7 protein-coding genes and 2 pseudogenes are annotated in these 15226 nt (G+C 31.7%); 6 read left to right on the top strand and 3 right to left on the bottom strand.

The annotated features are described in order from the left end of the window. Window positions 1-7: 7 nt before the first annotated feature. On the bottom strand, window positions 8-2014 hold the full coding sequence (locus tag GQR98_RS17770; RefSeq protein WP_159020742.1) for a T9SS type A sorting domain-containing protein: 2007 nt from the start codon (window positions 2012-2014) through the stop codon (window positions 8-10). 949 nt (window positions 2015-2963) lie between these two features. On the opposite strand from GQR98_RS17770, the pseudogene GQR98_RS17775 reads away from it, so the two are divergent. Next, window positions 2964-3170: pseudogene (locus GQR98_RS17775) on the top strand (transposase); the annotation flags it as partial. Between the two features lie 554 nt (window positions 3171-3724). Here GQR98_RS17775 and GQR98_RS17780 read toward each other — a convergent pair. Beyond that, window positions 3725-4807 carry a tyrosine-type recombinase/integrase gene (locus tag GQR98_RS17780; protein WP_233268041.1) on the bottom strand — a complete coding sequence of 361 codons (1083 nt, stop codon included), beginning with the start codon at window positions 4805-4807 and terminating at the stop codon, window positions 3725-3727. Beyond that, window positions 4723-4935 carry an Arm DNA-binding domain-containing protein gene (locus tag GQR98_RS19195; protein WP_233268042.1) on the bottom strand — a complete coding sequence of 71 codons (213 nt, stop codon included), beginning with the start codon at window positions 4933-4935 and terminating at the stop codon, window positions 4723-4725. Before GQR98_RS19195 ends, GQR98_RS17780 begins: the two co-directional genes overlap by 85 nt. A gap of 495 nt (window positions 4936-5430) precedes the next feature. On the opposite strand from GQR98_RS19195, the pseudogene GQR98_RS17785 reads away from it, so the two are divergent. The 5 genes and pseudogenes from GQR98_RS17785 to GQR98_RS17805 all read left to right on the top strand — a co-directional run. After that, window positions 5431-6047, top strand: a pseudogene (locus tag GQR98_RS17785) (fructose-bisphosphatase class I); the annotation flags it as partial. A 152-nt stretch (window positions 6048-6199) separates the two neighbouring features. After that, window positions 6200-10264 (top strand): two-component regulator propeller domain-containing protein, encoded by a 4065-nt coding sequence (locus GQR98_RS17790; protein WP_159020744.1) that lies wholly within the window; start codon window positions 6200-6202, stop codon window positions 10262-10264. Between the two features lie 215 nt (window positions 10265-10479). Continuing rightward, the gene (locus GQR98_RS17795; RefSeq protein ID WP_159020745.1) at window positions 10480-13110 is read left to right on the top strand and encodes a T9SS type A sorting domain-containing protein; all 2631 of its coding nucleotides are present in this window, start codon (window positions 10480-10482) and stop codon (window positions 13108-13110) included. Window positions 13111-13184: 74 nt separating this feature from the next. Beyond that, entirely contained in the window at window positions 13185-13472 is a 288-nt protein-coding gene (locus tag GQR98_RS17800) for a hypothetical protein (protein WP_159020746.1), read from the top strand. Between the two features lie 240 nt (window positions 13473-13712). Further along, window positions 13713-15191 carry a hypothetical protein gene (locus GQR98_RS17805; protein WP_159020747.1) on the top strand — a complete coding sequence of 493 codons (1479 nt, stop codon included), beginning with the start codon at window positions 13713-13715 and terminating at the stop codon, window positions 15189-15191. The last annotated feature ends 35 nt before the right edge of the window (window positions 15192-15226 follow it).

The raw sequence follows: 15226 nt of genomic DNA on the forward strand, positions 1-15226 counted from the left end.
TTAATTCTTATTTTTTTACTATACGTGTGGTTAATTTTAATTTATTTTCGAATATGGTTTCTACAAAATAGATGCCTTTTGATAATCTTGAAATATCGTATTCCGTTTTATTTTCTGAGAATGATATCAATTTTTGTCCTAATGCGTTGTAAACATGGACAGATTCAATTTCTTTAGAAATTTTAAAACTACTTTTTACAGGATTTGGATATAATGTTATTGATGTTTTCTCTACACTGTTAATACTGAGTGATTCTCCAACCAAATAAGCCCCTTTCGGTCTTGAATAAGGAATATAATCTGGCTTAGGATTTTGCACCATTCTATTATTTATTTCTTTGAACAAATCCATTTCTTCTTGCATTATATTACCATCTGTATCATACCAACTACCATCAAGAGTTGCAGACCATGTAATTGCAGCACCAGCATCTGTTAATGTTCTTACAATTCGATAAGCTTGTTCATCATCATTAAACATAAAGTCTGAAGTAAATACAGTCCATCTGCTACGTAGAGGAATAAAAGCATGTTTTACTACTTGTTTAGTGCCATTATAAGTATCCCATGGATTTCCTACCATATCAGGAAAAGTATATTCTTCATAAGCCCAGGAGGTTGGAGGAGCTCCAAGAGCCAAAGGCGTAGGATGCCCACCAGTAAAATCCATGTATGGGTCAGAAGCATTAAATCTTTTAATTCTGTAATCTTTATTGATGCCGTCATCATTTACCTCTACTTGTTCATTTACATCATCAGTATCTACATATAAGTCATTGCCATACGCATCTTGAAAATAGTCAGGATCTAAATCTACTTTACCATCATCAAGTGTATTATTTGTAGCTAAGGCAGCGTTAGGATCTACTTTAGTTATCATTTTAACAAAATCTTCTAGTTCTCCAGGAAGACCTTTACTATGGTCTAACCAATAGCCGTCCACACCAGCATCTTTGAATCTTTCAAAAAAACCTTTACACAAAAGACGATAAGCTTGTGCTTCTTTTTCTTCATCAGTACCTGTAAATAATGGGGTGTTTAAGTAATAATTTTCCCATGCTGCTTTATATGTAGAATTATCTGGAGTTCCAGATCTTGCAGATGGTCCGTCCGTAGCAATGTATAGAATTACTTTTTTTCCTGCATTTTTAAAAATTTCAATTACGTCTAGAATGATCTGTTCATTTACCAAACTTGGTACCATATCACTATGGATTTCTGTTGCAATATCTATATATGGATTTTCTCTTAAAAGAAAGAAATATCCATGTGCAGAATGTGTAAAATTTAGCATTACGTGCCCCATGGAAGGCAAATCGGCAACCATTTGTTGCGCAACTGTAACATAATCTGCAGGATTCGAGTCTAATCTTATACCACCAGGTAATTGATACCAAAAGCCCCACGATCCAGATAGCCATTCCGCTTTAGGTTCAGTTTCTTGAGAAGTTGTGCCGGATATAGTATCAAAATAATTGGTAGATGTTAAACTTGTTGTGTCCCCAGACGCAACACCTATCATAATTTGGTCATATCCTCCTGCACTAGCAACATCTGTTGGTATTGAAGTTCCGTCAAAAATAAAAGTAAAATCTTCCCATGTTTCCCCTAAAGAAAAATTTAATTGTTTATAAATTGCACTGCTTGCACCTATGGTAGAGTTTCTAAAATAGACTCTAATTCTTTTATTGGTGGTTGTTAAATTAGCTGTTGTAATTGATGTGTATGCCTTTAAAGAGATTGAATACATCGCTAAATCAGTAACGGGGATCGGTAAATTAAAATAAATAAAAGGACTTACTTGTCCGTCTCTTATAAACTTTGAGCTAACGGAATTGGTGTTAACACCTATTGTCTCTGGATTTACTTCATTTGTTGAAAAAGTTCCTTTAGTTGCACTCGATAATGTAATGTAACTTGTGTTACTTTCATTTTCGTACCAAACAACCTGAGCCTGTGTATAAAACAGAAAAAACAAAGCTATTAAGCTAGATAATAAACGTTTTTTTTTCATAATGACATTGCGTTTTGTGGACTTAGACTACGTATATTGTTATTTTACAAACAAGCCTTTATAGTAATGGATAAAGACATCTTAGTTGTTATGAATTTAAAATAAGGAGTACACTTTAGGTGTTATCATACTGAAACGCTGTAAGTTTTACTGAGTTCAGTTAATAATGGGTTAAAAAAATACTGCTATTCAGAATATTACTTTAAGGTCAGGTTGAGCGCAGTCTAAACCCTAATATTATTTATGGTTAGAAGAACTTTTGACTGCACTCAACCTGATATATGTTTGCCTTTTGTATGTAATAATTTACTCTAAATTGGTTCAGAATGGTATTCAGGTTGTTAAGTGAATATTTCTAATTCTTTAAAGATTAAAGTAATTATTATTTTTTAGCAATACTAAAAGTTTACTTTTTAACTCGTCGTCCTGCTTTATTAAGTTCTGCACCTCTTTTTTTACCGAAAGTTTCAATCACTTTTTTTCGAAATACATCCCACGACTCTGTTCTTTTGGCTGCAATAGCTTCATCGTTACCTTTTAGTTCTTTGCCTACCTTGAATGCGGTGCTGCTTTGTTCTAGTTTTAATTCTAAAAGTTTTGTTTTTTCTTCAGGTGTGACCTTAATATTGCTTGCGACGAATTCTACATATTTAGTAGCATGTTTTACTACGTGCTGTGGGTAACCTTCTTGTGCGTTTGCTGTTAAAGTAACTGTAAAAAAGGATTGTTAAAAGAATAATGATTTTTTTCATAATATGGTATAGATTTTAAGTTGAAACAAAGGTATTATAGGTAAGTAGTTTCACGTTTCTTTATTCAATTAAGTTGTTGCTCTATTCTTTTTAATCCATTGATTAACTCTTGTAGGTGCAAATGGAATAGTGGAATTACTACATTAGACTGGACATTAGATTGCGAGATTTAGAGTTACATAAATTAACTTTGAATCATGAAGAAACAAGACAGAAATTACAGTACATCATTTAAGCAAAAGGCTGTAGAACTAAGCTATGCCCGAGGTCATGTCAAGCAAGTTTGTGAGGAACTGGATATTCCTTACTCGGTATTGCACCGCTGGAGACGAGAATCACAAGATTATGGAAAGAACAGTTTTCCAGGTAGAGGAATCCCAAAATTGACAGAAGAACAAAAAGATACACAAAGTACAGAACTTTGAGACAAACCTTCTTTTAAAGAAAGCTTCTTAAATTTTAATGGTTTAGAATTACTTCCTCCGTTTTGCCCAAAAGCAATTCCTACAAATAAGCAAATAATAACTAAAAATAGATGTTTTTTTGACTCCACGATTCAATAAAATTGAAAATACTATTAATTAAAATCGAATATAATAATTTATATTTTGATAACATCAATTATACATTTTCTTAATAAGAACATACAAAATTGCGATAAAATTTAAATTATTGGTAAAATAAAAACACAATTTAAACTAAATAAATAACACATATTATTTGGTTAAATCAATAATACTAAAAAGTGTTTTAATCATGTTCTTTTAATATCCACTCAAATAAAACTAAACTAAGAACTAACAAAACGTAGCGATGGTGATGTACAACAGCTCATCACGCGGTGCTTAATTCGGTGCGTACAAAACCAACCCCCTTTATTACCCCTACTAACACTACAAAAATTAGATTTTGGTTAGTTCCTCATTCTCTCGAACCAATAAGTTTTTTTTAAATATCCTTAGAAATCAACAACCATATCAAGAGCCTCATCAGCATCTCTTCGCATAAAATTAGCTTGATAAAGCATAGTTGTAGTAACCGAAGAATGCCGATATAGTTTTTGAAGCATTTGAATAGGAATTTTATCACCAGAAATGTTTCCAAAACTATGGCGAGCAATGTGCATGGACATTTTTTTATCTATTCCTGCTTTTTCTGCTTTTTCTGCAACAAGCTCTAATCTCCTATTGAAGTTTCTTGTCGCTGTTTTTATTCTTGTCCTTATGCGTTTCTTATCATTTAAATTAACACCTTCTAGCTCCTTGAATAAATAAACAGAATGTTCTTCTCTTTCTAATTTACCGAGAATTTTAGTAACTTTATCAGGGATCTTCAATGAAACTAATTTGTTATTCTTAGCCATACGGTAATGTAAACGCTCGTCATAAAAATCTGCCCACTTTAATTGTAATACATCACTTATACGAATTCCTGCAAAATAAAAACTAAGTAACCATGCATATAAAGCATACTCTTGAGCTTTTGTTAAACCTTTTAAATTCTCTAAAGTCTTTATTTCTTCTCTATTCAATCCAATCTTTTTAGTTTCGGGAAACTTAATTTGAAATTTTCCTTTTCCAAAAGGATAAGATTCTTTCTTTATGATGCTTTTACTTATTCCCAAATTATAAATAGTTCGAAGCGTAATCATATAATTAGCCACAGTACGTGCAACCAAATTTCTTTTACTTAACAGAAAATGTTCAAATTGTTTTAGGAGTTCAACATTCAAATCTTTAAAATGAAGTTGATTGTTTTTTAGAAATTCTCTAAACACTGCTATACGACCAATTTCAATATCCAATTGATGAAACTGCTTTCTGTTTCTTATGTTTACCAAGTAACTTTCGGCTACTTTAAAAAAATCGTTATCATATTTCGATACAATCTGATTTTTTATCTTTTTTGAAGATAAATCCTGCGCTTCAATCTCTGCATTAATCAAACTTTTGTTGGCTAAGATAGTTTTGATAGTATCAGCTGATTGATTTCTAAATGATCTAGATGTGATTTTCTTACCCTTCGATTTTTGGAATCCCACTGCTTCAACTTTATAGATTGTCCAATATAAATATATGATGGCTTCCGATCCTTTATAATTCTAATTGATATAGGATGTAGATTTTTTGAATTTGGTCGTTTAACTAAAAAAGGTGTTACTGATGCCATAAGTATTGATTTTTAATAAAGATAAAATTCTGTGTATTTATACGCTGCTAAAACATTCTTTGATATTAATTGATTTCATTTAATACTAAATAAAATCTAAAGCTTCATTTTTAATGAATTTTAAAGGTATTCATATTGATTTGACATAGTACGCTCTCAATTCATAACTCGGAGGTCATGGGATCGTGCCCCATTCTCGCTACAGGTAAACAAAGGGAAAGCCAAGAATTTTATTCTTGGCTTTTTTTATTTTGCTAAAACATTTGGCCTTTTTTTACTAAAAAAAATATAGATAGATAACTGTGGTGGTGATTACATTCCAAAACGCTGAGGTGTACAAAAATTTTGCAGTAACTCTTGTAAAAGTAGAAGTTGGTTATTAAAACAGAACAAACCAAGAGTTCCTAAAATAATAAATGAAACAGGATGAAATTCAAATACCAACTGGTATAAGTGTTCCAAAAAAAAGAATCAATATCAGCAGTTGGTGTTGGTAATGCTTCAGTAGGAACTATTTTTTCTATATTCAGGAGAGTAACTCCAGTAGGCACACCGGTTGAACTCTAGGATTTTCTACAAGCAGGAAAAGAACAAGTAGCCGCAGGATATATTATTTATGGTACATCAACCATGCTGGTATATACCACAGGACAAGGGGTCAATGGTTTTACTCTAGACCCAGCAATTGGATCGTTTTACCTTTCCCATGTCAATATTCAAATCCCTAAAATTGGAAATATCTATTCAGTTAATGAAGGTAACTATACCCACTTCCCAAAAGGTGTAAAAAATTATATTAAATTTTGTCAAGAAAAAGAAGAACGTCATTATACTGCAAGACATATAGGTTCTTTAGTATCTGATTTTTATATAAATATGTAAAAAGGGGGCATATATGTATCCTAACTGTACAAAAAACAAATATGGTAAATTAAGATTGCTTTATGAAGCTAACTCTATTGCGGCCATTTCGGAGCAAGCAGGAGAAAAAGCAGTAAGTGGCGATCAAAGAATTTTTAGATATTGTACCCACAGATATACACCAACGTATTCCTTTTTTCTGCGATAGCACACAAATGATTGAAAAATTAGAATCATTTTTAAAAGATTAATTAACAGCAATTTTTTTATCTTTGATGTAATCTATTGTGACAAAAATTGTCACTAAAAAAAAATTTCAAGTTTGATGATCAAAGAATTTAAATATTTCAAATTTATTTTATCAATATTTTTGGTTTGCTTTTGCCTGTCTAATTCTTTTTTTTTGAGTGCCCAAAACTTTGAACGTTTTTCTAATAAAGAAGGATTTAATCAAAACACCATAAATGTCATTGAACAAGATCGCTATGGTTTTTTATGGTATGGCACCCCTAATGGATTAATTAGATATGATGGGTATGAGTTTAAAACTTACACAACACAATCTAAAACTAACGGTAATTTATCGAGCAACTATATCACTTGTCTTTTCAAAGATGAACAAGGTATATTATGGATTGGCACAAACTTAGGTCTCAATATTTATGTCCCTTGGTTAGAAAAATTCTACTCAATCCCTTTATCCCAAAAAGGCCAAATAACACATATAGAACCTGGACCATCAGGTCGTATATGGTTCTCTAAAAAAAACAACTTATTCGCCTGTGAGATAGTAGATATTGAAAACGGTATTTTTGAAGTGTCCGAAAATATTTTGAAAAATTTATCAAAATCCTTAATTATTAATTCTTTTGTTTTTAAAGATGAGACCAACTTAGTTCTGGGTACCTCTAACGGGTTAAAAAGTGTATCCTTAAAAAACAATAAAGCATTAACTACAAATTTCGATGAATTAACCAATATTCGAATAACAACACTTTTACTTATTGATAATTTATTTTGGATAGGAACTAACAGAGGATTATATAAAGCAACCATAGATAATAATAGGTTACACATCATACAGTCTTTTGATAACGGAGAACTACAGTCCATTCCCGAAAAAATAAACACTATCTTTGAAGACCATTTTGGAATGGTTTGGATTGGCACTACTGATAATGGATTATATAAATATAATCAAGAACAAAACGATTTTGAGCACTTTACATTTAATCAAAAAAATGAAGGGGGTTTAAGTAGCCATCAAATTAATGCTCTGTATCAAGATGATTTTAACGTATTGTGGATAGGGACTGCGCAAGGTGGTATAAATAAGCTAGACCTTACTCAAAAGCGATTCATCAATTATTCAAGCAACCCGTTTGATTATTTTTCAATATCAGACAACCTAATAACCTCAATATTAGAAGACAAGCGGGGCTACCTATGGATATCTGGGTATAACTCGCCCTTAGTTAGAAGTAAAACCATAATAAATAGTAAAAATAGTAGTAATTTACAATTTGAAAATTTAGAATCCCAATTAATCTGGATTGAAGGTGATATCATGCGCTGTATTTATGAAGACCAAAAAGGCTTTATATGGTTAGGTTCAGATAATGCATTAACCATTTACAATCCTTTAAATAACAAATTTAAAAAAGTTACTTTTCAAAATAAAGAAAACCAGCCATTTCGAAACAATTTAAGAAATATCATTCAAATTGATGAAAACAACATTCTCATTGCTGGTAACAAAATCGCAATAATAGAAAACCCTTGGGCGGAAATAAAGTATAAAACTAAGCCAGTTTTAAAGATTAAATCATATTCCGATTTAAAAGACAACCGAGTAAATGCTGTACTCAAAGAAGGAAAAAATTCATTTTGGTTTGGAACGAATAATGGTCTTTTAAAAGGTGTATTTAAACAAAACATATTAACAATCGAGCAACAGTATATTGCCAATAGCATTGACGAAATAAAATTAAGTAACGATAACATATTTTCCCTTCACAAGGAGAATAATCATTTATGGATAGGAACGTTTGGTGGAGGATTAAATAAAATGACACTAAACAACCAAGGGCTTCCTATCAAAATAGAATATTTCAGAAAAAACGATATTTTACCAGATGATGCCATTTATGGCATTTTACAAAATAAAAAATCCCATTTATGGTTGAGTAGCGATATGGGTCTTATAAAATATAATATAAACGATTCTAATATCAACGTTTTTGATGTAAGAGATGGAATGGCACATAACAATTTCAGACAAGGCTGTTATTTTAAAGGAAAGTCAGGCTATTTTTATTTTGGTGGATTAAACGGCCTAACCATATTTAATCCAGAAAACATTAAATTAAATACCCAACCTCCAGAAATTCTAATAACATCTTTATTAATAAACAACAAACCTGTAAAAATTAATGAAAAGATAGACAGTAAAGTTATACTTGAAAAATCTATATCTGAAACAGAGAGTATTTCTATCAGCCAAAAACAAAATATTGTTTCTTTTAATTTAGCTGTAAAACACACTTCTAAGCCTTCAAAAAATAAATTAGCTTATAAATTAGAAGGGTTTAACGATAATTGGACAGAAAAGCCAATTGGTAAAACTTCAGTAACCTATACTAATCTTTCTGCTGGAGATTATATATTCAGAATAAAAGCTGCCAATGGCGATGGTGTTTGGAGCACAACAGATAAACAGCTTCATGTTAAAATTTTACCACATTGGTATAACACCTGGTGGAGTTATTTACTTTTTTTCATTCTTTTTATATCTCTAGGTATAGGTATCGTCATTTATTTTGTTCAACATGAAAGACTTAAACAGGGCCTTATCTATGAAAAAAAGGATAAAGAAAGAATAGAAACCATTAATCAAGGTAAATTTCGTTATTTCACTAATTTATCTCATGAATTCAGAACTCCCTTAACGTTAATTTCTGGTCCTTTGGAGCGAATAATAGCAAATAACAAAAACACTAAAGACCTAAAATATTTAAATATAATCGAAAAAAACACGAAACGCCTTTTAAGTTTAGCAGATCAATTAATAACATTCAGGCAAGCAGAACAGGGACATGTTAAACTGAATCTTTCTAAATGCACATTAGGAGACTTTATTTACCCATCAACTGAAGCTTTTGAAGATTATGCACTTGAAAAAAACATTAATTTCTTTTATAAAATAACAGAGCCCAACGAAGAAATTGTTTTGGACGTAGAAAAAGTTGAAAGAATTATTTTTAATTTACTATCAAATTCATTTAAAAACACACCCTCGCAGGGCAATATTAGTATTGAAGCTGGTATCTCTTTCATTTCTGATGAAAAAGTAATTAATATTGATGTAGTTGACACCGGAAAAGGAATTCCTCCAGAAAAATTGACCAATATTTTTGAGCGCTTCTATCAATTGGGAAGTAAAGCCGGAGATATAAGTGGTGGTGGTATAGGCTTATCATTTTGTAAATCTCTAACTAATTTATTAGGAGGTGAAGTTTCGGTTAGAAGTACCCCTGATGTTGAAACACGTTTTTCTGTAAAAATACCGTCTAAACAAATTGGAGAATATTCACCAGACGAATCTAATTTAATCGAAAAATCTTACATCAAAGACTGGGTTCCATTATCAAACACAATAAATGAACTGAACCCGTTATCATCGGATACTCAAGATCAAAAAAAATATACTGTCCTTGTTGTTGAAAACGAGTTAGATATTCAGAATTTTTTAATGACCGAACTTTCTTTGAAGTATAACGTTATGATTGCAAACAATGGTCTTGAAGCACTTGAAAAATTAAAAGTAAAAGAACCTGATTTAATTGTGAGTGATGTCATGATGCCAGAAATGGATGGTTATGAACTTTGTGAAAAAATTAAAACTGCACCTGAAAGTTGTCATATCCCTATTTTATTACTAACCGCTTTAGGAGACAATGACAACCTGATAAAAGGACTCGAGCATGGAGCAGACGAATATATAAGTAAACCATTTTCTTTAAAACATTTAGAATTAAGAATCAATAAATTAATTGAGTCCAACGTAAAAATAAAAAAATACTTCGCTAACAATAGCTTGCTACCTAAGGAAAAAAATAAAGACTTAGAACTATCAACAAAAGACGAAGAATTTATAGCGAATATTATACAGGTAATTGAAAAAAACTTATCAGATTCAACTTTTGGAGTTGTAGAACTTTCTAAAGACGCAGGACTAAGCACTTCACACTTTTACCGAAAGTTAAAACAACTAACTGGTCAAGTACCAAACGTGTATCTAAGAAATTACAGGTTACAACGTGCTGCCGAACTTCTAAAAAGTAACGAAGGTTTTAATGTGGCTCAAGTCATGTATCAAATTGGTATTGAATCTAACTCTTATTTTTCTACTTCATTTAAAAAACTACATGGTGTCTCGCCTTCAGAATTTTTAAAGAATAAATATTAATTTAAATTTCAAAATTCTTTATGGACTAACCCCTTAGTAACCACTTTAAAAAGAGTCAATTTAAGCAAAAAAATGATACATTACAGCAAATAAACTTGTAGCGATTAGTATAATTTTGATGAATATTAATTCATAAAAACATACTATCATGAAACAAAAATTACTTTTAACAAAATTATTTTTACTTACTTCTTTTTTTATTTCAGATTAAAGGTATGCAAAAAATCATCTCATTTCTCATCTTTTTTCTAGTGACTATAGTTTTTTCACAAGCTACAATTGGTCCAGAATATATAAAACAAGAACTAACTAATAGTGGCGTTTACACCTCTCCAAATTTTGAATTCACTACAGAGTATGATTCATACAACACTATTTCTGTTAATGGTACAATACGAGGATTGTTCTTCGAGGGGCTTCCTTATACCAATGCTGTAAATGGAAATAATGAAACAAAAGTATTTGCATGGTATGGTGAACCTGCTGGCCTTACAGTAAATGAAAAAGTCCCTGCCGTAATATTAGTACACGGAGGTGGCGGAAGAGCTTTTACCGAGTGGGTAGCAGAATGGGTAAATAGAGGCTATATAGCAATAGCAATGTCTAATAGAGGAACTACACCTAATGATGAATCTTTTGAATATGCAGGCCCCTCTCAACCTGTATTCTTTTCAGACAATGATGGCCCATTACAAGATCAATGGTTCTATCATGCCATTGCAAATTCAATGCTTTCGAATAGCTTACTAAGAAATGATTCATTTACAACTCATGTAGACAAAGATAATATTGGTATTACTGGTATTTCTTGGGGAGGAATTATAAATACTGTAATTGCAGGTATAGATGATCGTTTAGATTTTGTTGTTCCGGTTTATGGCTGTGGTTTTTTAACGAAGTCTCCAATTTACTCAACTCAATTTGCTAGCATGAGTAACACTGCACAGGATTTTTATTTAGCAAACTGGGAACCTTCATTATACACACCTTTGCACGCAGCTCCAATGCTTTTCATAGATGGTAATAAAGATTTACAATTTACTTTAAATATTTTTGGAGAAACATACGAGGCATCAAATAGTCCTGAAAAATTTCTAAGAATAGAAAACCTAATGGGACACGGTCATGTTGCTGGAAGAGCACCTGAAGAGATTTATGATTTTGCCGACTATGTTACTGGTTTTAATACCAATGCCGTTAAACCATTAGAATATACTTCTGAAACAATAGATACTAATAGAAACATAAACTATACCTATAATTTTGAAGGAGCAGTTGATGAAGCTCTGTTGTTTTACACTAAAGATACGATACAATGGGGTAAGGAAGATGATAAGTATGTATGGTTAACAAAAACCGCAAACTTAAACAATTTAGCAAATTCAGGAATAATTACAACCACACTTCCAGATGAAGCCCAAGCATACTATATAAATGTAAATAATACGACTGATGGTTCAATGTATAGTTCAGTTATTAAATATGCAATTAGGGATTATGATTGGTATAATTATGGAACTGGCGTGTTTAACACACTAATTAATAATACTTCTGGAGCCACTTTAACAGATGGTACAACAAACCCCAATACTTCTGGTATAAACACAAGTACTAATGTGGGCAAGTTTGAAAAAACATCGGGAGATGATGCCAAAATTGTTTTTAATTTAAACGAGAACATTACCGATCTTTCAATATTTAAACAAAAGATAAAGATATATTTAGATGTTTCAGATTTATCATCTATCCCTAATAAAAATATAAAAATATATTTATCAAACGCTACTATAGATTACAAAGTTAGCAGTGTTAGTAAAAATACAACTATTAACACAGGACAATCATGGGTAGATTATACATTTGATTTTACAGATGAAACTATTCCGTTAGATATTGTATCCCAAGGCGGTTTTAACCAAGTTATTTTGGCTTTTGCTCCAGATGACACAACTACAAATGGAACTGTTTATTATTTTGATGACTTAAGAGGGACCATAGAACAACCTGAGTATATTGCTCCAGAACCTTATTATGATTGGTTGAATTATACTGAAAATACTATTATTGAAGAAATCAATTACATAAACGGAGTAGGCGGAGACTATACTAAACTATATGATGTATCACTAGATACTGATATAACAAGTAGTGGATCAACATCTGGCATAGCAACAAAATTCACAAAAACAACAGCGAACCCTTGGCACTTTGCTCAAATGCGATATAATTTTGAAGAAGGATCTATTCAGGATGCAGAAACTATTACGTTTAGACTAAGAGCCTTATTTAAACCTGAAACAATTGATGAAATCAACATTTTAAATGATGATAGCCGATCAATATCAATCTATCTACAAGACTTAACTGGAGATACCAATACAAACCAAATATTCGCAACAGCGTATTTTACAGAGACCAATAAATGGGAAACATTAGAATTCACCTATAATTCAACTAACCTAATTGACTATGATAGAGTAACTATTATTACAGTATCTGGCAAAACCTATCCAATAGATGAAAATGGAGTAGAATTAACAGATGAAGACCTCGTATACTATATTGAATCTTTAACCGCTAACGTAAATATTGGAGACGCATTATCAGTGGATAGCATTGAAGCAGCAACAAATACAGTTCAACTTTTTCCAAACCCAGTAAAAAATGAATTAATGTTGAGCGAAAAAGTGACACAAGCAGAATTGTTCACTATGCTAGGGCAACATATAAATTCATATAAGAACACAAATCAAATAAATATGTCGTCGTACCAACCAGGCATGTATTTCTTAAGTATCCAAACGGAAAACGGAAATCATGAAACAGTCCGATTTATAAAAAACTAACAATAACTAAAATCAAAACCATTAAAAAATCAATCTTAACACTAGTATTTGGATTATTAATAAGTGTTACTGCTATGGCCCAAGCAGACCTTAATGAACGTGCTAAAAATTTAACGAAAGAAAACATCGTAAAAATTGATACTGAAATAAACCTAACTGATGATGAAAAAGCAACATACCCAGATTTTTCAAATGCATATTACTTAGAACATTTTACGATTGTTCAGAAATATAAAACTGACAATCCAGAATTATTCAAAGAAAAAGTTATTGAAAACAACAATATTTTCATTGCTAAATTAAAGAAAGCATACGGAAACAAACGTGCCAATGAAATATTAAAAGCACGTCGATCTAAATAAATTAATATAGAACATCATATACTGTAAGCAAACAAAAAATAAAACAAGCAAATAGTTCTGCCTCTATTATTGTACTTAGTTAAAAAGAGCAAAACAATAACAGATTAGAATAATAGATACTTTTTTATCAATTCTATATTTGTCTTGTTCAATATGAATCCTCTTAATTTCTAATAAGAGAATCGCTTACGAACATATATTAACAAAATAAATAAACTAATGATAAAACGAAAAGTTCTAATGAAAAAATTAAGAAACATAATTAGTATTTGCAGTATGTTATTTTGGGTAACTGCAAATGCTCAATCTGATCCTGTTGCAGTATCCGTTTCAACCAGTAATCCTCAACATGTAATATCACCAACCTCAATAGGTGTTAGTTACGAAATAGAGCTGTTACAACTTGAAAAAGATGAGATCCCTTATTTTCGTCCCGATAACAAACCTTTGATTTCCATGTTCAAAACATTAGGTATAAAAAACCTACGTCTTGGAGGAAACACTTTGGATTATACAAAAAAGGCTGTACCAGGTGAAGAACAAATTGCTAGCTGTTTTGAATTTGCTAGAGCTGCTGGTGCAGAGATAATATATTCAGTACGTCTTAAAGACACGAATCAAAAAGGAGAACCGGAAGTAGAGAATTTCAATAAAGATAATGCAGCCAAAGCAGCCAAATTTATCCATTCAAAATACTCTGATGTCCTAAACAGCTTTTCTATTGGAAATGAGCCTTACTATTATAAAGAATGGGATGTTTATAAAGTCAAATGGAAAGGCATTCATGATGTAATTATTGCGGAATATCCTGAGGCAGTCTTTAGTGGTCCAGATCATAACCCAAACGCAGAATTGGACAACAACATGGTCCGTGAATTCAGTGATATCGAAGGACCTATGGTTAAAATAGCTCGACACTTCTACCCTTTTGGATCTTCATATGAAAATCCACGAAGACCCAAAGGAGTAGCACTTATTCCTAAAAACGAGGTGGAGTCACGTGATAAAATGTTATCTCCTTCCATCCACAAGAAATACGGAAATGTCTACAAGAGAATAACACAAGCTCAAGCTCTTTCCGACGCAGAGGTCGGTTACCGCTTAACCGAAAGTAACAGCTTTTCTATGAGTGGATTAAAAGATGTTAGTGATAGTTATGCCTCAGCATTATGGGGACTAGACTATCTACATTGGTGGACCTCACATAAAGCTGAAGGGATTGATTTTCATACAGGTGATAAAACCAGTGGAGTTGGTCTTTGTAAATACGCAGTTTTTGTTACTAGTAAAAAAGGTTACAAAGCACGCCCATTGGCTTATGGAATGAAACTTTTTGATCTAGGAGGACATGGAAAAATGCTACCAATTGAAAATCCTTCAACAAATATTGCTGTCTACGCAACCTTGGATGATAATATTGCAGCGGTAACCATTATTAATAAAGAACATGGTGATGAAGCTAAAGAACAGGTTGTACAGATCAAGTTAGACGCCAAAGTGAATGCATCTAAGTCAAAAATTATATTTTTGAGAGGAAGAAATAATGATATCTCGGGAGGAGAAGATGATGTAACCATAGGTGGAGAGAAAATTAATGAAGATGGTAGTTGGGATGGAAAATGGACTCCACTGCGCAAAATTGGAGTGGTAAAAGATAATGTTATAGAGGTCAAAATACCACCTGCAAGCGCAGCCGTAGTTAGAGTAGTTATTCTCTAATTTTTTTGAAAAAATATTTCATTGCATCAAAACAT

The organism is Algibacter sp. L3A6 (assembly GCF_009796825.1).
GTDB lineage: Bacteria > Bacteroidota > Bacteroidia > Flavobacteriales > Flavobacteriaceae > Algibacter.